The organism is Vibrio qinghaiensis (genome assembly GCF_002257545.1).
Taxonomy (GTDB): Bacteria; Pseudomonadota; Gammaproteobacteria; order Enterobacterales; family Vibrionaceae; genus Vibrio; species Vibrio ordalii.
Genome location: NZ_CP022742.1, coordinates 177251 through 198274, shown reverse-complemented (window position 1 = coordinate 198274; position 21024 = coordinate 177251). Strand labels below are relative to the sequence as shown.

Genomic DNA, 21024 nt, shown 5'->3' with positions numbered 1-21024 from the left:
GCTCAATCACAAAAAAATACCTTTTTGTGACATGCTTCCTCTTAACAGACATTAATTATTTGAACTGGATCTAACTCAGCCCTTACACCCCTCCTCCATCACATCCATCGCTACTCCCCCCTATAAAAAACTCAATTAGGAGGATGTGTCAAACACAAACACAACACAAAATACAGTCATCCCAGAGTGGATAGTAAGAGCCCTTTCCAGTAACTCATCGTTTACTGGCTTACATCGCTAGATTGGTTTGCTGTCATAAATGAGCGTTCGTGGTAATTGATTTTATAACGGGGGAGACGCTCAATGTGCAGGGGAAGTAAACTAAATCATTGGCATGGATGGGTGATGCTTTCTTCAGATTCCCTTAATTTGAAGACATCACCCTTTTTCTTACGTTATTAACCACCTTACCCAATTCCTGCTGTCATTGCCTGCAAGAAAACTCATATAATGATGGGCAGTGATTTATAAAAAATATTGATCGAGGACGAGCTCTATGGCGAGTGTCACGTTAAAAAATGTATGTAAAGCATACGGTGATGTATTAATTTCTAAAAATGTCGACTTAGAAATTCAAGAAGGCGAATTTGTCGTCTTTGTCGGCCCGTCAGGTTGTGGGAAATCCACCCTACTGCGTTGCATCGCAGGCCTAGAAGATATCACCTCGGGTGACTTGTTTATTGGCGACAAGCGAATGAATGATGTTGAACCCTCTAAACGTGGCGTAGGCATGGTATTTCAATCCTATGCGCTCTACCCGCACCTTAATCTTTTCGACAACATGTCTTTTGGCCTAAAGTTGGCCAAAGCCGATAAAAAGGAGATCGAGCAACGTGTTGAGCACGCCGCCGATATTCTCCAGCTCAGCCATTTGCTTGAACGTCAACCTAAGTCTCTTTCAGGTGGCCAACGTCAGCGTGTCGCGATTGGGCGTACTTTAGTCTCACAACCGAATGTCTTTTTGCTTGATGAGCCACTGTCTAACCTAGATGCAGCGCTGCGCGTACAGATGCGTTCAGAGATAACCAAACTGCAACGCAAATTAGGCTGTACTATGATTTACGTTACCCATGACCAAGTCGAAGCAATGACAATGGCTGACAAAATCGTGGTCTTAGATGCCGGGTTCGTATCACAAGTAGGTAAACCACTTGAGTTGTATCATTACCCAGAAAACCGTTTCGTCGCAGGTTTCATCGGCTCTCCTAAAATGAACTTCATGAGCGTATTCATCGAAGATGTTGAAGCCGAACGTGTGAAAGTTCAACTCTCTAATGGAACCTCATTTTGGATTTTGGTCGATGGCACCACGATCACTCGCGGCGAGCGTATGTCATTAGGTGTGCGTCCAGAGCACTTACTGAGCGCTGAAGATGGTGATGCAAAAATTGAAGGCAAGGTGATGATGGTTGAGAAACTCGGCAATGAAACTCAAGTTTACATGAACTTAAAAGGCTCTGATTCTGATGTAATTTACCGCCAGCCTGATACCTTGGGCGTTGAAACGGGTGATACACTGACAATTGGTATTCCAGGACATCGCTGCCACCTATTCCACAGCGACGGACGCGCATGCCGCCGCCTTTACAAAGAAAAAGGCATCGAAGCAGAATAAAGAGAAATTCAATTAAGAAAATAAGACAGCCCCTGTGATAGGGGCTGTCTTATTTAAAAGTAAATGAAATTTAATTAAACTCTTCAATACCAATATTATCTTTTGCCCATAATAATGCCTGAAGTCTATTCTTAGCATTTATCTTTTTAAATACATTATGTAAATGTGTTTTTACTGTATTTTCACTTACAAACAACTCATCTGCAATTTGCATATTAGATGAACCACACCCAAGTAACTTAATTATTTGCTGTTCTCTTTTTGTTAATTTAGTATAGGCTTGAGAGGTAATAGATGAATTACCTGCACGATAATGCTGTATATATTCCTGAGCCAGTTTACGATTAAACCACATTTCATCATCGAGCACTTTTTCCATGCCCTTAACTAAAGATTCAAGCTGGTCATTAGTATAAAATACACCTACTAGGCTCTGCCATTTAAAGAGCATTTTAGGTTCAATCTCTAGCGGACAATTTATAAGCACTTCTTTTGCATCAGGGCAGGATAAGCGTTTAAATGCTGAGTAATCAGCAAAATTATTTTCATCAACGCGAGCATAGTCGATGATAACCAATTGAATTTTATAGGATGATAGACTGTTATCATTCATCCACGTATCGCAAAGCGGAGAGATATCAATACTAATCGGCAACTTTGACTCTAGCGAATCTTTAAGTAAGCGAGACTGCATACAAACATCAGAAAGCAATCGAACATTAATTTTTTTTTCTTCACTCATTTTAAACTCCTAGATCATACCGCTCACTTGCTAAAACTAACGTTAAGCGACTATAAGTCAATATCTCAAAATAACCCGAACCCATTTTAATAAAAAACCTGTAGAATAAACCCATTTAATTCATAAAGTTATTGCCAATTCTTATTTGTGAGAACAAATGACGGTTTTATTTATAGTGAGGCATTCTGTGAAATGTAATAGAAGAAATTAAGATAAAGAATTGAAAGTAAGCACTCATACACAAAACGTGCACAACGACGATTCACTTAAATTATCGCTTTAAAACAGCCTCGACGAGTAAACGAAATCGGCTAGGTACGATATAATACTTTCACGATATGCCAGCCAAACTTGGTTTTCACCAGATGGGGTGTCAATACCTCACCGGTGAAACAGACTTTATCAAACTGAGGTACCATCTGCCCCTGACGAAACTCACCCAGATCGCCCCCTTTTTTACCAGAAGGGCAGGTAGAATATTTTCTGGCTAATGTTTGAAATTTCGCTCCCTTTTTTAACTGAACGATAATATCTTCAGCTTGTTCTTTATGCTTCACTAAAATGTGAAGAGCCGCTGCCGTTCTTGCCATCATTTTTCTCAATAAATTTGCTACTACAAATAGTGTAACGGATGCTTTTCAAGAGTCCAGTCCCAATCTAAGAGTGCAAAAGGTCAATAAACATACAGTTATAGTGTTTATTTGCATTTAACGCATTGCCGTCAGTAAGAGATCGTTTAGTATTAGGCATAAGAAACGACGTTGAGTAAGGTGTTATGGCTAAAACCCCCAGTAAGGCAAACCAATCCCAAGGCATGTTGATGTTCACATTGAACACTCAAAAACAGCTTTTTGCTATCGGGACTCTGAAAGTACGAGAGATTGTCCCTTACATGCCAATGACACAAATTCCTTATTCTCATCACCATGTGATCGGAACCATTACTATCCGTAACTTGACGGTACCTGTTATTGATATGGCTGCGGCCATTGGCTTTAGAGCAATTCAACCTAGTGAATATAAACAATGCTATTTAATCGTGACGGACTGCCTGCGAACTGTAGTTGCGTTTATGGTGCGTAGCATTGAGAAAATTATTGAGTGTGACTGGCGATCAATCGAGTCTTCACCGGCAGTCGCGGGAAAAGACGTTTTTGTCACTGGCATAACCCGCTATCAAAAACAGATTGTGCAGTTACTTGATGTCGAATTATTACTTTCAAAAATTTATCCACAGTATGAATCAACTAAGATCCCGATGCTGACTGATATTGAACGTGAGCGACTAAAAGCACTGCGTATTTTACTGGTAGATGATTCATCTATTGCACGTAAACAATTGTCGGATGCCTTAGACAGTATTAACATCCCTTACCAAATCTGTAAAAATGGGCTTGATGCAATTGAGCTGATGCGTCAAGACGCTCAACATCAACATGCGATCGATTTGCTAGTCAGTGATATTGAAATGCCGGGGCTCGATGGGTATGAACTTGCCTTTGAGGTCCAAAATGATCCAATGCTGAGCCATGCCTATTGTATTCTTCACACCTCGCTTTCCAGTGAGATCTGTTTGGATAGAGCTCACCAAGTCGGAGCCCACGAAGCTTTGGAAAAATTTAACGCTACGGAATTGATAGAAGCGATGCTGCGTGGCGCAAAAAAACTAGAACAACATTAAGGATACCGCTTAATCAAGTTTGGCTTGCACAAATAGAGCCTGAAGCGCTTCTCTATCTGATTTTTTCAATTTACTCACCACAAGCTGATAAGAGCGCCCACACAATTCCTCTAACATCATCTGGTCAACATCTCCGTTTAGCTTAACGGAGATCCAGTGCTTTTTATTCATATGATAACCAGGGCGAATAGCGGAAAAGGCACTGGTCAGAACTTCACCATCTTCAGGAGTGCACTTCAATGTTACAAACGGCTCTTCTCTCGACTGAGACTCTTCTCTCGACTGAAAAGTATAGGCAAACATTTTACCGCGAATTTTGAAAACAAACGCGTCAGGACCAAACGGATAACTACTTTCTACCTGAGGGAAAATATCCAAAAACGATTCAATATCATGCATCTTCATCTATTACTCCTTGATTCAGTAACCAACTTATTTTAATCATTCAAGGATTCAATATATAACCCTCCTACCATGTCTGTCTATTGTGTTTGATCAACATCAAGAATCGGTTGTTTACCGTAAATAAAAATTCAACTTCAAACTTTAGTTGCATTTTTTTAGCGCATAACTTTGGGATATCCGCTAATCTTAGCGGTATGAATATCTGTGACTGCCTATTAATTTTACGATAATGACTAGCGACGACTTTAAGAGATCTACAGCCAACTTAAAAAAAGCAGTACCGTTGATGATGAAAAATCATGTGGCGGCGACACCTGCTAACTATGCACTTTGGTATACCTACGTCGACAATGCCATACCTCAGCTTAATCAAGAACTCGATTCTGTATTAGAAAACTTTGGTCTTTGTCCTCCCGCGGCAAGCTCTCAACTCTATAGCAACTATGTCGCATCGCGCTCTGAAACCAGTTTAAGCACGCTACGCAACAATATTGAAGTGTTAGTCAATGAAGTCGCAAGTTCAATGTCAGATACCCTAACCGATACCAGCGAATTTGCCAGAGTGATTGATAAAAGTTTTAGTGAATTAGAACGAGTCGAAAACGATGATTTATCGATCGAAGAGGTGATGAAAGTGGTTCGCCAATTGGTCACTGAATCGCGAGATATTCGCCATTCAACTCAGTTTTTAAATGGTCAACTCAATAGTGCCAGTAAAGAAATTCATCGACTGAAAGAACAGCTTGCCGAGGTACAAAAGGAAGCGCTATTTGATGGATTGTCCGGTTTATATAATCGCCGTTCATTCAATGATGATCTCTTTACCTTGATGAGCGCACAGCAACCTATGAGCCTGATTTTATTAGATATTGATCACTTCAAATCTTTTAATGACAACTACGGCCACTTATTTGGTGACACTGTTATCAAAGGGATCGCTAAAAAGCTTCAAAGTAGCTGTCGAGATGGCATTACTGCCTACCGATTTGGCGGTGAAGAGTTCGTTTTAATTGTTCCAAATAAAACACTGCGCATTGCCAGACAGTTTGCAGAATCACTGCGTCGTTCGATAGAAAAAATGAGCGTGAAAGATCGCCGTTCAGGAAACCAAGTTGGTAATATTACCGCCTCTTTTGGTGTGACAGAATTACAATTAGGTGATACACCCGAATCTTTGATAGAAAGAACCGATAAACTGCTCTATGAGGCAAAACAGTTAGGCCGCAACCGTGTTATGCCGCTTTAATCGCTTCAACCTTATGGGTAGCTAAAAAGCAACAACAATTTCCATAAACCTCGATTTATGGATAGAAAAGTAAAAGGGGCACCACGCCCCATTTAATCCCAATATCTATCAACCTAAGAAAGGTTAAAACTGTAGTTTAAGTAATAGTCTTCGCCATCTTTTGCGGTGTACTCCTTATCTTCACTACAAGCTTGAGGTTTACCCTTTTCATCACCTTTGACTAAGCTGATCCAATGGCGCATTGCGGCGCTGGGCGTTTCTTCCACAGATTGGGTAAATGTGGTACAAGTTTCCAACTGAATGTCATTAATCTCTACCAGCTCAACGCGCCCAGTCCCCTTAGTACAGCCTAATACCACTTCGACATGGCTACCACTTCCATCACGGAACAAGATAGAACATGGCGACGCCTTTTCACCATTGAAGGCAACAAAATGTTTTGGATGCTTCAAACCACTATGACGCCCATCCTTAAAATAAGCCAACACATGGCGGTAATCGATCACATAACTGGTCACATCTTGATGAGAGCCCGTCGCCAAAGGGAACAATCTATCGAGTAGTTGCTTTGCTCTACTCTGCTTTTCATTTTGTTGATTAGCGCTGATCGTCTCGACGGCGAAGACGGCTTCAGCGATAAAGGGTTTATCTAGTTTTTGGATTTCTGTTTTATCGAATGTCAGCATATTCATCGTCTTTTCCTTATAGGTAACTCAATATTTTGTGTTCTAGAGCAATTATTCCAAACTTGCGTTTAACCTTTGTGCAAATTTGTGACCTTGCTTACTTGGTAGATTAACCAATTTTTTACTACAATTTCACAACAAAAATTTTACAGTGTGAATTTTACAAAATGGCCTTATCAAAAAGCTTAGTTCGTCAGTCACATTTCTTAGGGACAAAAGTCAGAAACTTAAGAAAACGTAATCACCTAACGATGGAAGACTTATCGGCACGCTGTATTCGCATTAACCCAGAATATGCCCCCTCCGTTTCATACCTTTCGATGATTGAGCGTGGAAAACGGGTGCCTAGTATTGATATGTTGGAGGTTATTGCCCAAGTATTCCAAAAAGATCCCGCTTGGTTTTTAGATGATGAACCAGGTCAAACGGATATCACTCCTGACAAGGGTAACAGAGGTGGGATCAGCGGTATGGCTCTTGAGCCTAGCTTTTTATTCTCAAATGACATTTTACAAATCGCGATCCCAGAGATGCTTTCGCAAACTGGGATTACTGGCAAACAGTTTGCTCACTTATTAATTCGCGCCCACCAAGAAAGTTTACAAAATCATTTTCCAGATCTTGAGCGGGCAGCAGAAGAAGTGGGTTTAAAACGCTTAAACTTAGCTGTTGAAGATCTTATCGACATAGCCAAAAGCCTTGGTTTGGCTATCCGATGGGTAACGAGAACCCCGCAAGATGTTGTTGATGAGCTCGGTGTTAGCGCCAAACAACTAATTACCTCTTTTTTTGAACCACCATGCACGATCTACCTCAATGAAATTCTCCGTGAGTATCCAACTCGCCTAAAGTACGACCTCGCGGTGTATATTGGCCACAATATTCTGCATAGCAAAGAAGGGCTAAAAAGCGTTTTAACGGTCGGTCACACAAATAGTTGGGAAGAGACTTCTGATACCACCGCCACCTGTGAACTCAACTCCCAAGATATCCTTCAAGCATGGCGAGATTTTGAATCGAGTTTTTTTGCAGGCGCACTGCTGTGCCCCAAAGTGCCTTATCGGCAACTTCTTGATCGCAACGGCTACGAAATCGATGTACATTTGAAAGCAGGAGTTTCTCCTTCTGTTGCGATGAGGCGCATGACGGTCGTATCACCCTATCCGCATTGGCATTATTTCGATGCTTATGGTGAAGGCAAACTAAAAGCGGTTTATCGTGGCAATGGGATCCCTCTACCATGGGGGAATATGCGTAAAGTGAATGACCCTTGCCAACATTGGGCCGTATTTAGACGCCTTTCAGAACCGCAAAGTGGAAGCTCTGCGCAAATTTCGATTTTGAATGTAGGTGATGAACCGAGAATATATTGCTGTGAATCCGTCAATATGATCGATCCAGCGGGCAATAATCGAGTGCTATGCGCTGGAATAGATTTGAATCCAGCCATCAATGCCCAAGGAGGGAATGCTCACTCTATTGCTGAGGAGCTCAAAGCGTTATGCGTCAGTAACGGCGGAAGCTCTCTTATTCCAAGACACATCAAAAAAGATCTTACCACTATTGCTAAAATTCTCAATATTAATTGGATTGAACGTGGAATTGAAAATAATGCGCGTTTAATCTGCTCACGCGGTGCTGTTTGCCCAAGAAAGCCAAGCTGCTATGAGAAATGTGCTGGCTAGTGCTGAGCATAAAAATAAAAAAAAGCCAATCACAAAAAATATGATTGGCTATTAATAAGTGTGAACAAAAATAAGGTTCACTAACAACGTCAGTTGGCTAGGTGACCCTCGGCTTAGAAGGGTCGATTAGTATATAGCAGAATCCATGCCAACTTTAAAACTGCCAAAAAACGCCATATCTGTCTACTTTATGAGCGGTTTCATTACAACCTGTCGCATAATAAATTTGCATTTTGCAATTAAATTTCAAAATGCAAACCTGAATAAACAATTTAGCACTACTGCTGCCTCTTTTCTTGATACATCCGCTCATCAGCCAGTTTCAACATGTCATCCACATTATCAAATTCTGGGCTGAATACAGCTGCACCTATACTGACATGGAGGTTAATCAAGTGCTGCTCATAAATGACTGGTGTATTGCATAACGCACTTTTTATTTTGAGACTGATCCGCTCAATATCATCGTTACTCGATACTCGCGACAGCAAGACCAAAAACTCATCACCGCCAATGCGTGCAACTACATCCGAAGAACGCAATACGCTTTTCACTCGCTCCGCACAAGCAATCAACACCTTGTCACCGGCCGCATGACCATAGGTGTCATTAATCGATTTGAACTTATCAATATCAATGTTAAGGATCACAAAACCAGCCGATTGCTCCATTTTAATCGCTTGTTCAAAATATCGCTCAAGCGTATACATGAAGTACCGACGGTTAGGAAGCTGGGTTAATTCATCATGAAGTGCTCTTTGATTGGCAATAGAGTACAAGCGATAAATTGTAATAAACGCTGCGACTAACAAGACTAAGATTGGATAACCCACCAACCGTACAATATGAACTTGATACCAAGGTACTTGACCTAAAATATCGCTTTTCTGAGCAACGGCAATTTCCCAGCCACCATAAGGAAAATGAATACTCTCCTTTGCAAAGGCTTTCACAAACACCTCGTGCTCGCCAAAAAACACTTCGCCCTCCGAGCCTCTACTGTCTACTCCACGTATCGCCAAATTAAAGCGGTGAGTGAAATGTTCAACTCCGGTAGCAAGCAACAGGGAGTCCAAATCAATGACCACACCACACACTCCCCAATATTGCTGATTATTCGGTGGGTCAGTGAATATAGGAATACGTGCCAAAAGGCCTCTGCCACCTTGGATTAGGTCCACTGGACCTGCGATGAAGATTTCTTGGATCTCTCTCGCTTTTACAATGGCATTCCATTGTTCAGGAATGGTGCGATAGTCGAGGCCTATCGCTTGATGATTCCCAGCTAATGGGTAGATGTAACGAATCACATCACCAGGCGCAAGCCCAATAACGCGTAGGTGTTTACCTTCACGTAAAATATTAGCGGCAATTTTTTCCCAATCTTCAAATTGAGAGTGGGCGTTAATCGCAATTAAACTGGTTAATCCATTTGCTACATAGATATCTGACAAAATGGCCGCTTCTAACTGAGCTCGAATAATCGAAAGCTCTTCTTTTGCTCTAGTTTGAAGATTATCTCGGATAAAACTTCGTTGATTGAAATTGATGATTTCGATCAACCCTCCGCAAAAAATGATGAAGGCAACGAGAAGCAAATTGACAGACCACTGTTTGCCTGAGATATGTCTCATGCAACTCCCCCTTACTTAGCCTGTAGCGATGACTACATATGTATGGTTTCACTTGCTCTATTTAGAATAGTGCTTCTTACTTAAGATTAACGTAACCAACGAGAGAACACTCAAATTAATTACATATTTGTTGATAAAATCAAATAAAATCTTATCCTTTTGATAACATGACAAGATTCTAATTCATCGATTTGCATAGAGTAAAAAGTGCGATCAGCTAAACGAATTATCCTAACGACGACTCAAAGTGGTCATTTTACGCACATCTTACATATCACCAACAATAATAAAACTATGGAATGCTAGTATTATTGTGAATGTTAGCTTAGAGGTGTGTTTTCATCATGTTATTAAAAAAGAGTGGCCTATTTCTGGGATTAGCTATTGGATTATGGTTGCCTGCCTCTGGCTATGCAGAGCCAGCGTCAACAACGAATAACACTTTTTCTGAATCTGCGGAGCTTATTCGTCAAACCTATGAAGAGCAACTTTTCACATTGCCGGCATTCAAAGAGGGGCACTATGGGTTACGGATGTATCGCCAAACTCTAGACCCTAAATATTCAGCAGCGGTGTGGAGTGATCTTGCTCGCGTGGCGAGCCGACTTAATCAATTTTCCGCAGAAGTTTCAACTGCTGAACAGGTTTTTCTCTACTCTGAGCAACGTTTGGCTGGATACCTCGATGACGAAGATGAACGCAGCCAATTACGCTATATCGCCACTAAACATATGCCAGAATACCTCTACTTAGGCGTCGACCTATTAGGCTCTATGGCCCGTGCCAACGAATATGGTTTGAAACATAAAGAAGATCAGCTTTTGCGCCAAGTGATCCGCCGTTATGATTTTACTAAGTACGCCACTGATGAAGAAATGATTAAAGCGTGGGCTGCACAACTTGCTAACCAAGTCTATTGGTTACGCCAGTTAGGTGAGCAAGATGTCGTACAACCATTCATTGATAGCTTTAGGAAAACATACCCAGATTCTGCTGATAAAGCACTCTCCGCGCAACAATATGGCAATAAGCTGTATGGCATGACACACATTATTTTTGCCGATTCAGAATACTATCAAAATCCCATTAAGGAGCAGCAGCATCGATGGATATTCGACTACTTTCGCAATAACATCGATACCATTTTGCTCAGAGCGAAGGAAGATGTAGTTGCTGAAGTTGGGATCACTTTTCTACTCGCAGGTTTAGAAAAGGATCCTGTTGTACAAAAAACTCGTCTCGCAATTCAAAAGGCGATTGATAAAGAGAAAGGAATGATTCCATCTACCTCAGGTGTGTTTGACCTTGCCGATGGAGAGCACCGTAATGTACTTGCCATTATGTTACTTGACTGGCAGAAAACCAACCAAGCACCCACAGTGAAAAATAATCCTAAGGTGTTTTCTAGTCTACCTTATGGGCTAATTATTCAGTAGCAATAAACGGCGCGATCTGCGAGCCAGAGTATACCAGACGGTAGGCTTTGGCTCGAAAAATTTGAGTATTATTGCCGTGGCAGAAACGGACAGCATGGCAGATGCAGCAAAACACCTTAATGTTAGTCATTCAGCCATCAGTCAATCAATAAAAGCATTAGAGAACCAGCTAAACCAGCCGCTATTCAATCCCGTTGGGCGTCACGTCGTACTTAATAATGCTGGCCAAAAATACTACCGGAGAATTGCGCCTGCTTTGGAGCAAATCGTTGAAGCAACTGAAACAAGAGAGTATCTTAGTGTTGCGAAGCTCGATCAAAAAAGAATTTACGATGTAACTAAATTTACGATGTAACTACAGGACAGCTTAGATTTTTTTGCTATATCCACATTTTTTTATATTCATTTTTTATAAAAAAAATAATAGCTTATTTGGACAGCGTTAAAATAATCGACAAAACATGCTGATAATACAATAAGTTATAAGACCATTAATCACCGATTATTAATAGCCTGATGACTTAACGAAAACGCAAAATGATTAGCCATTGTATTTTTTAACTTACGCCATGCACTTCGTCCGCAAAACTCTGTTATGTATTCTAGACTTAACTCGGTATCTAATACTTTAGGATAGCATCGAGATCGAGTATGACTGAACTGGTAGGTAGACATTTAGAAGAGATGGCCAATATGCGAGCGTCACGCAAGCGTAGGGTAGTTGCCTTATGCTCGTTTGTGTCTGTACTACTTTTCGCCTTTTATGGCATTCTTCATTTTCTTGAACAGCAATATTATCTGAGCACTTTTAATTTATTATGCTTGATCGCCATTGCCTCTAATTACCTTTATTTTTACCATCGCTCTGATAACACCTCCTATGCCGATTTATTTCTCAGTGCTATCTTGCTGACAAAAGGGGTCATATTACTACTATATGGACAGCATATGGTCGGTAATGTGTTGTGGTTGTTTCCAATTATTGCCGCCGTGATCTTCATTAATGACTTTCGAATAGGGTTAGTTTTTAGCTGCAGTTTCTTTATGCTAATTGGCGTCTCAGTACAACTCTCCGGAGTCGACATTCTTCCTCAATATCTACCTATAGATCGGTTTTTTCTCAGTCTCATCGCACTCTGTTGCATGTGCCATATTTCCTCTTACTACTACAACAAAGCGGTTTGCTATATCCAGCATCTTTATCAAGAAGGAATTGAAGACCTTGCCTACACCGACCAATTAACTGGTCTCGCCAATCGCTGGAGTTTCGAAACTTGGGCACGAGAAAAGCTCTCCCAGCAGACTGATAAAAAGACCATCACCGCACTCGTTTTTCTAGACATTGATAATTTCAAGTCCATTAATGACAGCTACGGCCATGAGGTCGGGGATCGAGTCTTACAATATTTCGCCAATCGTTTAAAAAACAACGTCCGAAATAAAGACCGAAAGACCGATAAACACGATTACTCCATCGCGAGGTTTGCCGGAGATGAGTTCGTGCTACTGCTTTACGATATCAAAACGGTTAAGGATTTGGACGGTGTTCTCAACCGGATTTGTTATCTATTTGAGGATAAATATCAAGGGTCAGAAATGATCAATAACCTCACTGTCAGCATCGGCGCTGCTTTGTTTCCTTCCGATGCTGATAACTTAGCCGAGCTGACTCGGTGCGCAGACAAAGCGATGTACGCAGCAAAGCACAACGGCAAAAATCAATATCAGTATTACCAACATCTTTCACTTGACCATACTGCAGCCTCTCCTGCAATCCAACCAACTCATTTCGCAACGGTGACATCAATAAAGAAAGCTAGCGAGCCATATACATAATCCACAAACCTACTGCACATACCACCACCATCCATGCGGCGTAGCGTGCTGTATTAGGTTTGTTTGGTTTAGGATGAATCACTGGCCTCATTGCCGCGCGCTTTGCTGCTTCAACAATGGAGACGTCTTTATCACTGAGCGGTCCAAGCGTATCGCGATTTTTCTGCGCTTGATTAGCCACCTTGGTAAATCGATGCATCTGATCAAGCGTAAAATCCTCTTTGGGATCATAATGCGTATTCTGATCTTTATGTTTGGGTAACATCGACATTGAGCATCCTCCTTGTGATCTGACTTACTGTAATTATAGCCTTCCTCACAATATGTTCTAATTTCTCGACAAAGACCTTCAAAACACAGCGCTCTTCTTTATCAGCACCTTGTCTTAGACTGATGTTATACCGACAAGGAGAATGATTATGCTAACGCAACGTGAAATAAAACAGATAATCCCCGCGCAACCCACTTCGGATGGAGGTGGCGTAAAAATTAGCCGCGTTGCTGGCTTTAATAACGCTAATTTTTCACCATTTTTAATGCTCGATGAATTTAAATCTGATCAAAAAGCCGACTATATTGGTGGATTCCCTCCTCATCCACACCGAGGAATCGAAACGCTCACTTATATGCTAAATGGGCATTTCCAACATCAAGATCACATGGGTAATGTCGGTGAATTACGCTCTGGTGGTGCCCAATGGATGGCAGCAGGAAGAGGTGTTATTCACAGCGAAATGCCAATCATGACTGAAGGTCAGTTGCACGGTTTTCAGATTTGGATCAATCAGCCTACTAGCCAAAAAATGGCGCCAGCGCAATACCACGACTTTCAACCCGAAACCATTACCGAATACCACTCTCAAGAGGCTGGCCTACTGAGAGTACTTGCGGGTGATGTCACTTGTGGCAACCAGAGAGTAACTGGCCCATTAACAAAAACGGGCGTTAAATTGAGTGTGGCCGACTGGCAAGCAACACCGGGTAGCCAATTAGAGATCGTCACTCCGAATCACTTTAATGTCATGGCATTTATCTACAAAGGCAATGTACAGCTAGGCAGTAAAGTGTTGGAGCAAGGCGAGCTAGCGTTGCTCTCAAAAGGTGAGTTCTTAACATTAAAAGCCAATGATATGAGCGGAGTCTTGTTGCTAATGGGGCAACCCATTGATGAACCTGTCGTGCATTATGGGCCGTTTGTAATGAACTCATTTTCGGAGATAGAACAAGCAATTAGAGACTACAATTCAGGTGTGTTTGAACAGTATTAATCATGAGATAACCATCCGACTGATCTTAAGTGCCACTTTAGTTGACCAGTACCGTTCTCAGAAAGTTTGTCTATACTCAGGTAGTATATTTGACGAGAGGCACGAAATATGTGGGTATTGACTAGAAATATTCTCATTTCATTGGCAGCAGTGCTGGTTAGCTCAACACTTTTTGCTAACACCCTGAAGGCTGATTTTAGGCATCGACCACCAGAAATGGTGATTAGTCCAGATGGTCAAAAAATCAGTGGCCCATTAAAAGAAGTCATTGAAGAAGCAGCCAAAAACATAGGCTTCGATATCGAGTGGCGAAACATTCCATTTCCTCGCAGCCTTGCTACTTTAGAAAATGGTACTGTTGACATTGTTCCACGTGTTATACGAACAGCAGAAAGAGAAGCATTTGTTCACTTTATCGGCCCTATAAGTGAGCAAACACGGAATATTGTTTTTGTCACGCGCAGTGATGGGCCAACAATCAGCAATTATCAAGATTTACGAGAGCTGGATGTCGGTGTGAAAAGAGGTACCGCTTATTTCGAAACGTTTGATCAAGACAAAGAGATAAATAGAACGGTTGTTAATGATGACTTCAACCTAGCAAGAATGCTAGAGGCAAAGAGAATAGATACCGTTGTCGTATTGGATTTAGCTGCGCTAGAAGTGGAATTAAAAACAATTAATTTTAGTGACTACCGAGTAGCGACCTACTACTATCCAAACACTATCGGCAACTATTACGCTATGCCTAAAAGCCATCCACAAGCGGATGCACTACAAAACGCTCTATCTGGAATGGTAAAAAGTGGAAGGATAGAGGCCATCTATGCAAAATTTGGCTTAACAGCTCAATAAGATATCAGCTCAATAAGATATAGGGCTTTTAAGCCCTATATAAGTTACAAATATTCGCACAAATAAGCTGTTGCTTCGACAACTTTCAAATCAAAGGACGAATTCTCAGCGACTTCAAAAGATTCCTTCGCTTTAAATGTAGACCAGTGCTCATCCCCTAAACGCTTTATCGTTAACGAACCTTTGATGACTGTCATACGCTCAGAAGCCGCCGTACCAAAGGTGTATTCACCAGGTTCCATGACACCCACCGAACTATCACCACTTTGGTGAGCGAAACCTAAAGACTTTACGTCACCATCGAAGTATGTGTTTTCTTTGATCATTTCTCTTCCTTGTAAAATAAGCCACCAAGATACGGTGAATAACACGTTTATAAGCCGTTTTATCTGAAATCGTAAAAATACACAAGCGGCAATTGGGATTAACCAAATAGTGAAACTCGACCTATACTGATCGGTAAGTCAACAAAATTCATGATGCAATGTTCAACTTACCATCCATTAGTGCTAGTTTTGGAAAAAAGATCATATTTTCCAGTATGACATTTGCTAAACCACACGACATACCTCAGTCTCCTACTTCGTTTTAATAGTCAGTCTGACCGATGGCAATCGTTGATGGTTTAGGTTACGGAATGAGAATGACAGTTAAGGGTTTCACGCATGCAAATAAAGCCTCTTCAGGTCACCCGATGAAGAAAGCTTGGGTATTAAAAAGTCTTTTTTGGGTAGTGCTGCTTGCTATCGCGACAGGGTTCGCCTCATTACTCTCGGTGAGCTATCGAGAGTATACAAGCCCCAAAAATGTCTATGGTTCATGGACCGAAATCGGCACACCCAGCTATAGCACTGAGGTTCTAACTCTCAATTCAAATGGCGTGTTTCGAAATAATCGCTTAGTCAGTACTCAGTTTGAATATGATGGGGATAAAATTGTGATTAACACTGGTAGTGGCGTGACCATTTACCAACTTGCTGGGACAACAAACTCCCCTCAACTCAAGCGCATTGAACCTGCTATGCCTTTACAGCGCTTTATCAAACAAGGTTATGAAAGCACAGTAGCAAACGATGAAAACGGCGACCCAAGTAAAAATCGTCGTTCAGCACTATCTGAGCATTTTTCACAACCATAGTACGAGTATGATGCTGCACTGATTGGCCAACTTAAATAGAAAAGCTCCCATCAAAGGGAGCATTTGGAAGAAGATGATGCCATATTCTTAACGCGCGCGACGAGCCTCTACGGCACCAGCCAACTCGCGCAGTGCCACTTCTGTATCATCCCAACCAATACACGCATCTGTAATCGACTGACCATAGGTGGCCGCACAGCCATCTATAAGATCCTGACGTCCTTCAACGAGATGAGACTCAATCATCACCCCAAAAATAGCATGCTCACCGGATGCGATCTGCTCGCTCACATCTTGTGATACCACAAGTTGACGCTGGTACTGTTTAGAGCTGTTTGCATGGCTAAAATCAATCATCACTTTCTGTGGTAAACCAGATGATTCAAGCTCTTGCTTAATGATACCAACATGTTGAGCTCCGTAGTTTGGCTCTTTACCACCACGCAGAATAATATGACAATCTGGATTGCCTGCCGTTTGAATGATGGCAGAATGGCCATACTTAGTGACCGACAAAAAATGGTGCGATGCACTGGCAGAGCGAATGGCATCGGAAGCGATTTTGATATTACCATCCGTACCATTTTTGAAACCGACAGGGCAAGAAAGCCCAGATGCGAGCTCACGGTGAACTTGAGATTCTGTTGTACGAGCACCAATAGCCCCCCAACTGATAAGGTCAGCCACATACTGCGGTGTGATCATATCCAAAAATTCGCTCGCTGTTGGCATCCCCATATCGGTCAGATCAAGCAGCAGCTTACGCGCCATGCGTAAACCATCATTAATTTTATAGGTATCGTTCAGATATGGGTCGTTAATGAGCCCTTTCCATCCAACGGTAGTACGAGGTTTTTCAAAATAGACACGCATGACAATTTCAAGGCGATCACCTAGCTCATCGCGCAACACTTTAAGACGTTTTCCATATTCAACAGCTGCTTGAGGATCATGAATTGAACATGGTCCAATGATCACCAATAAGCGATCATCTTTATCTTGTAGAATATTATGAATGGCTTCTCGAGCCTGAAATGTGGTTGAAGAAGCAACTTCTGTTGCCGGAAACTTTTCTAGAACCGCAACAGGAGGTAATAACTCTTTAACTCGTTTAATTTTTACATCATCAGTCTGAAACATTGCTTACTTCTTCCTTATTCTTTTCTACTGCCTACCGAACAACGGACAGGTTGGATCTATACGCAGCCTTGCTTTCGGCTCTCCCCTGTAACTTATCTACTAAAAACCACAACTTCAATCATTATTTTCAACAAAAGGCAATATTGGCCACTTTTTTACAAAATTACCATTGCGTAAAAAAATAGTTACACCTTTATGCTGGAACCCACAAATTAACGCTAATATGAGCTTCGTAGGTGCATTATCTCGTTGATATTGTTAAGGTAGGTGGTAACAAAATAACAACAAGATATTCAGCCATGAATGCGATAGAGTTTGAAAAAGTAAACAAGTGGTACAATAATTTTCACGCTTTGAAAGACATTACTCTTCAGGTTCGTCGAGGGGAAATCTTAGTCGTTTGTGGCCCTTCAGGCTCAGGGAAATCAACATTAATCCGAACAGTCAATGGGTTAGAAGCTATCACCGCGGGCAAGATCACCCTGAAATCCAACCATTTCGACATCACACAGCCTGCGGGAAAAATCGGTATGGTTTTCCAGCATTTCAACCTTTTCCCTCACTTGACGGTGATTGAAAACCTTATTTTAGCTCCAATTCGTACACTGAAATTGAGTAAGCAAGCCGCAAGACAAAGAGCGAGCCATTTTTTACAGCGAGTGAATATTCTTGACCAAGCTGACAAATATCCGGTGCAATTATCTGGCGGTCAGCAACAGCGTGTTGCCATTGCACGCTCACTCTGTATGCAACCAGACATTTTGCTGTTTGATGAACCCACTTCGGCCCTTGACCCAGAAACGATTCAAGAAGTACTGGATGTGATGGTTGACCTTGCTCAAGATGGCATCACCATGATGTGCGTCACTCATGAAATGGGTTTTGCCCGAAAAGTAGCGGATCGCGTCATTTTTATGGATGAAGGGAGAATTCTCGAGATCGCTACGCCGGAAGAGATATTTCGTCAGCCAAAACACCCAAGAACTCAACAGTTTCTCAACCAAATATTGAGCCATTGATGATAAAAGTACTGATAAAACCGATCTTCTCCGCTCTAGTACAGATAGTTCTACTGCTTGCAGGGATGGTATGGCTACTTGATTCCGGCGCACATGCTATGGGTTACCAGTGGCAATGGCATCGTGTGCCTGATTTCATCGCTTTTTACGACGAGGGTGAATGGTGGCCCGCGGAACTGCTCGAAGGGTTAGCCGTCACGGTGAAAATCTCAACGGTCAGTCTATTTTTTACGCTGGTCATTGGCTTAACAACCGCTTTGTTGAAGCTTTCCAATTCCGTGATAGGGCGTTGGCTGGCCAATATTTATATTGAGCTTATCCGCAATACGCCGCTACTGGTACAGATATACCTGCTCTATTTTGTGTTTGGCCCAGTGCTGGGTTTAGATCGCTTCTCTACCGCCATTTTAGCTTTGGCACTGTTTCAAGGCGCTTATACTGCCGAAGTGTTTCGTGGTGGTTTAAACAGCATTCCGAAGGGACAGTTTGAAGCGGCACGAACATTAGGGCTTTCTCGTTTTTATACCTATGTTGATGTGATCTTACCGCAACTTATCCAACGTACATTACCTCCACTGACCAATGAAGTCGTGTCATTAATTAAAAACTCGTCTATCGTCAGTGTGATGGCTATTTTTGACTTAACCACTCAAGGTAGAAATATTGTCTCAGAAACGGCGATGCCATTTGAAATATGGTTTACCGTCGCTGCAATTTATTTACTGTTAACTCTGTCTTTATCAGGGTTTTCAGCATGGTTAGAACACAAACTCGGGTCGCAATGGCGCGCTCAATAATCATCCTTAAAGGAGAACATAATGCAGCAATCTGCAACAAAAGCGTGGCAACGCGCAAGGTTGAAGGCTATCGCCGCTCTATCACTCGGGTTAACTATGTTACTAGGGATAACCATTTCCATACCCGCCTTTGCCAGTGAAACGCCTAGCCTTGATAAAATCACTGAACGAGGCACATTGCGTGTGGGTATGTCTACGTTTGTGCCTTGGGCAATGCGCGACAAGCAAGGCGACCTGATTGGCTTTGAAATTGATGTTGCCAAACGTCTTGCTGAAGATTCAGGTTGGAAAGTGGAATTTGTACCTACCGCGTGGGATGGCATTATTCCAGCACTCTTAGCACAAAAATTTGATGTTATTATCGGCGGCATGTCTATCACGCCAGAACGCTCGAAAAGCGTCCTGTTCACTGCTCCCTATTCACATTCAGGAGTACAACTTGCCGCTAATCAGTCTCTCGCTAAAGGATTTTCTACAATAGAAGACTTCAATTCTCGTCGAGTGACTATCGCAGCGCGACGCGGAGCATTTACCGTTCAAGTCGCTCGTGAAACCTTCCCCAAAGCCAAAATTCTGCAATTTGATGACGATGCACAAGCCTTTCAAGAAGTATTAAACGGCCAAGCACACGCCGTGATTGCGTCAAGCCCTAAACCTGAGCATGAAACAGTGAAACACAGTGACAAACTGTTCATTCCTTTTAATGAACGGTTGTCCAAAGGAAACGAAGCATTCGCCGTTCGCTTAGGTGAAGAGGACAAAAAAGCCTTTTTTGATCAATGGATTATTGAACGAACCAATGACGGCTGGTTGAGTGAACGCTACGAATATTGGTTCTCAACACTAGATTGGCAAAACCAAATCGTCTCAGGGCAATAGCCTGAGGGGCGGATGTGAATAGAACAAAAACCGTACTGTATGAAAAACGGAGCCTTAAACCATGGCTACGATTATCGCTCAATAAGCTCGATTATGCGTTACTCGTAGCACTGTTAGGCTTTGTTATTTGGTTAACGCACCGAGCCGAGCTTGGGGTGAATTATAATTGGCGTTGGCAAGAAGCTTTTGCTCTGATTTTCACTCCCACCAGCAATGGCGACATCCCTTATTTCTTTCAAGGTTTGGTCGCCACTTTGCGCTTAAGTGTCTGGGCGATGGTGCTGGCCCTTGTGTTAGGCACACTGCTTGGCGTAGCACGCCACTCTCAGTTTTCGTGGTTCAGAATTCCGGCTAACGCTTTTGTGCAATTAGTTAGGAACATTCCGCCGCTGGTTTTCGTGTTCATTTTTTATTTTTTTGTCTCCAATCAAGTGATCCCGTTGTTGGGCCTAGAAAACCTACTACGGGAACACCATGATCCAACCAATGCCATTCAGCATTGGCTGTTTGGTCCTTCTCATCTATGGGAAAATTTGTTCTCTGGAATTGTGTGTATTGGGATGCTTTCATCGGCCTACATCGCTGAAGTTGTTCGTTCAGGGTTGGCCGGAATCGCTCAAGGTCAATGGGAAGCAGCGCACTCTTTAGGGCTGTCTCGATGGGTAAAATACCGATACGTCATTGCCCCTCAAGTATTGGCGGCGATCACGCCGGCTTTAGCTGGGCAAGCAATTTCTTTGGTCAAAGATTCTTCGATTGTATCGCTAATTTCAATTCAAGAAATGACGTTTGTTGGCACAGAAATCGCTAACTCTTCTGGGCTTATTTTTGAAATATGGTTGTTAGTGGGCGGTGCATACTTAGGTTTATGTTTAAGCCTCTCTTTACTGTTTAGGCGGCTCGAGCTACGCAGTTTACGCCATCTCTCGCTTCATCACTCTAACTAGATAACAAGGAATTTG

At 42.1% G+C, this 21024-nt stretch carries 21 protein-coding genes and 1 pseudogene; 14 read left to right on the top strand and 8 right to left on the bottom strand.

The window, feature by feature from the left end; all coding sequences use genetic code 11:
• Window positions 1-496: 496 nt before the first annotated feature.
• Window positions 497-1615, top strand: coding sequence for a maltose/maltodextrin ABC transporter ATP-binding protein MalK (gene malK / locus CCZ37_RS14255; RefSeq protein ID WP_017045996.1), 1119 nt, complete (start codon window positions 497-499; stop codon window positions 1613-1615).
• A gap of 70 nt (window positions 1616-1685) precedes the next feature.
• Here malK and CCZ37_RS14250 read toward each other — a convergent pair whose 3' ends face one another.
• Both CCZ37_RS14250 and ppiC read right to left on the bottom strand, forming a co-directional pair.
• Window positions 1686-2357 carry a LuxR C-terminal-related transcriptional regulator gene (locus tag CCZ37_RS14250; protein WP_094501082.1) on the bottom strand — a complete coding sequence of 224 codons (672 nt, stop codon included), beginning with the start codon at window positions 2355-2357 and terminating at the stop codon, window positions 1686-1688.
• 311 nt (window positions 2358-2668) lie between these two features.
• On the bottom strand, window positions 2669-2947 hold the full coding sequence (ppiC, locus tag CCZ37_RS14245; RefSeq protein ID WP_010320741.1) for a peptidylprolyl isomerase PpiC: 279 nt from the start codon (window positions 2945-2947) through the stop codon (window positions 2669-2671).
• Between the two features lie 185 nt (window positions 2948-3132).
• On the opposite strand from ppiC, the gene CCZ37_RS14240 reads away from it, so the two are divergent.
• Entirely contained in the window at window positions 3133-4038 is a 906-nt protein-coding gene (locus CCZ37_RS14240; protein ID WP_094501080.1) for a chemotaxis protein, read from the top strand.
• Between the two features lie 9 nt (window positions 4039-4047).
• Here the strand turns inward: CCZ37_RS14240 and CCZ37_RS14235 are convergent, their stop codons facing one another.
• Window positions 4048-4443, bottom strand: a complete 396-nt coding sequence (locus CCZ37_RS14235) for an MmcQ/YjbR family DNA-binding protein (RefSeq protein ID WP_029627299.1) — start codon at window positions 4441-4443, stop codon at window positions 4048-4050.
• 229 nt (window positions 4444-4672) lie between these two features.
• Here CCZ37_RS14235 and CCZ37_RS14230 point away from each other — a divergent pair, with 229 nt between their 5' ends.
• The gene (locus tag CCZ37_RS14230; protein WP_094501078.1) at window positions 4673-5689 is read left to right on the top strand and encodes a GGDEF domain-containing protein; all 1017 of its coding nucleotides are present in this window, start codon (window positions 4673-4675) and stop codon (window positions 5687-5689) included.
• A 113-nt stretch (window positions 5690-5802) separates the two neighbouring features.
• Here CCZ37_RS14230 and CCZ37_RS14225 read toward each other — a convergent pair whose 3' ends face one another.
• Entirely contained in the window at window positions 5803-6381 is a 579-nt protein-coding gene (locus CCZ37_RS14225; protein ID WP_094501076.1) for an aldolase/citrate lyase/malate synthase family protein, read from the bottom strand.
• A gap of 161 nt (window positions 6382-6542) precedes the next feature.
• Between CCZ37_RS14225 and CCZ37_RS14220 the strand changes: the two genes are divergently transcribed.
• Window positions 6543-8060 carry a DUF3612 domain-containing protein gene (locus CCZ37_RS14220; protein ID WP_094501074.1) on the top strand — a complete coding sequence of 506 codons (1518 nt, stop codon included), beginning with the start codon at window positions 6543-6545 and terminating at the stop codon, window positions 8058-8060.
• A gap of 278 nt (window positions 8061-8338) precedes the next feature.
• On the opposite strand, the gene CCZ37_RS14215 is transcribed toward CCZ37_RS14220, so the two are convergent.
• Window positions 8339-9694 carry a diguanylate cyclase gene (locus CCZ37_RS14215; RefSeq protein ID WP_094501072.1) on the bottom strand — a complete coding sequence of 452 codons (1356 nt, stop codon included), beginning with the start codon at window positions 9692-9694 and terminating at the stop codon, window positions 8339-8341.
• Window positions 9695-10038: 344 nt separating this feature from the next.
• On the opposite strand from CCZ37_RS14215, the gene CCZ37_RS14210 reads away from it, so the two are divergent.
• The 3 genes and pseudogenes from CCZ37_RS14210 (at window position 10039) to CCZ37_RS14200 (ending at window position 12966) form a co-directional block, all read left to right on the top strand.
• Window positions 10039-11130: a DUF3541 domain-containing protein gene (locus CCZ37_RS14210; protein WP_094501070.1), complete on the top strand. Its 1092-nt coding sequence runs from the start codon at window positions 10039-10041 to the stop codon at window positions 11128-11130.
• Between the two features lie 94 nt (window positions 11131-11224).
• Window positions 11225-11416 (top strand): annotated as a pseudogene (locus CCZ37_RS14205) (LysR family transcriptional regulator); the annotation flags it as partial.
• 365 nt (window positions 11417-11781) lie between these two features.
• Window positions 11782-12966 (top strand): GGDEF domain-containing protein, encoded by a 1185-nt coding sequence (locus CCZ37_RS14200; protein WP_094501068.1) that lies wholly within the window; start codon window positions 11782-11784, stop codon window positions 12964-12966.
• Here CCZ37_RS14200 and CCZ37_RS14195 read toward each other — a convergent pair.
• Window positions 12947-13237, bottom strand: coding sequence for a hypothetical protein (locus CCZ37_RS14195; protein ID WP_010319412.1), 291 nt, complete (start codon window positions 13235-13237; stop codon window positions 12947-12949). The genes CCZ37_RS14200 and CCZ37_RS14195 overlap by 20 nt on opposite strands.
• Window positions 13238-13385: 148 nt before the next feature.
• On the opposite strand from CCZ37_RS14195, the gene CCZ37_RS14190 reads away from it, so the two are divergent.
• Together CCZ37_RS14190 and CCZ37_RS14185 are read left to right on the top strand one after the other, a co-directional pair.
• Complete coding sequence (locus CCZ37_RS14190) at window positions 13386-14234, top strand: pirin family protein (protein ID WP_094501066.1); 849 nt, start codon at window positions 13386-13388, stop codon at window positions 14232-14234.
• Window positions 14235-14342: 108 nt separating this feature from the next.
• Window positions 14343-15089 carry a substrate-binding periplasmic protein gene (locus CCZ37_RS14185; protein WP_094501064.1) on the top strand — a complete coding sequence of 249 codons (747 nt, stop codon included), beginning with the start codon at window positions 14343-14345 and terminating at the stop codon, window positions 15087-15089.
• Window positions 15090-15133: 44 nt separating this feature from the next.
• Here the strand turns inward: CCZ37_RS14185 and ppnP are convergent, their stop codons facing one another.
• Entirely contained in the window at window positions 15134-15415 is a 282-nt protein-coding gene (ppnP, locus tag CCZ37_RS14180) for a pyrimidine/purine nucleoside phosphorylase (protein WP_010319409.1), read from the bottom strand.
• Window positions 15416-15783: 368 nt separating this feature from the next.
• On the opposite strand from ppnP, the gene CCZ37_RS14175 reads away from it, so the two are divergent.
• A complete protein-coding gene (locus CCZ37_RS14175) occupies window positions 15784-16227 on the top strand; it encodes a DUF2850 domain-containing protein (RefSeq protein ID WP_208613966.1) in 444 nt (147 codons plus the stop codon).
• A gap of 87 nt (window positions 16228-16314) precedes the next feature.
• On the opposite strand, the gene aroG is transcribed toward CCZ37_RS14175, so the two are convergent.
• A complete protein-coding gene (gene aroG / locus CCZ37_RS14170; protein ID WP_010319407.1) occupies window positions 16315-17367 on the bottom strand; it encodes a 3-deoxy-7-phosphoheptulonate synthase AroG in 1053 nt (350 codons plus the stop codon).
• Window positions 17368-17666: 299 nt separating this feature from the next.
• On the opposite strand from aroG, the gene CCZ37_RS14165 reads away from it, so the two are divergent.
• The 4 genes from CCZ37_RS14165 (at window position 17667) to CCZ37_RS14150 (ending at window position 21009) form a co-directional block, all read left to right on the top strand.
• On the top strand, window positions 17667-18386 hold the full coding sequence (locus CCZ37_RS14165; RefSeq protein ID WP_010319406.1) for an amino acid ABC transporter ATP-binding protein: 720 nt from the start codon (window positions 17667-17669) through the stop codon (window positions 18384-18386).
• On the top strand, window positions 18386-19183 hold the full coding sequence (locus CCZ37_RS14160; RefSeq protein ID WP_094501060.1) for an amino acid ABC transporter permease: 798 nt from the start codon (window positions 18386-18388) through the stop codon (window positions 19181-19183). The genes CCZ37_RS14165 and CCZ37_RS14160 overlap by 1 nt, the downstream gene beginning before the upstream one ends.
• Before the next feature lie 96 nt (window positions 19184-19279).
• On the top strand, window positions 19280-20062 hold the full coding sequence (locus tag CCZ37_RS14155; RefSeq protein WP_088721593.1) for a transporter substrate-binding domain-containing protein: 783 nt from the start codon (window positions 19280-19282) through the stop codon (window positions 20060-20062).
• 35 nt (window positions 20063-20097) lie between these two features.
• Window positions 20098-21009 carry an amino acid ABC transporter permease gene (locus tag CCZ37_RS14150; protein WP_422641343.1) on the top strand — a complete coding sequence of 304 codons (912 nt, stop codon included), beginning with the start codon at window positions 20098-20100 and terminating at the stop codon, window positions 21007-21009.
• Window positions 21010-21024 lie beyond the last annotated feature (15 nt).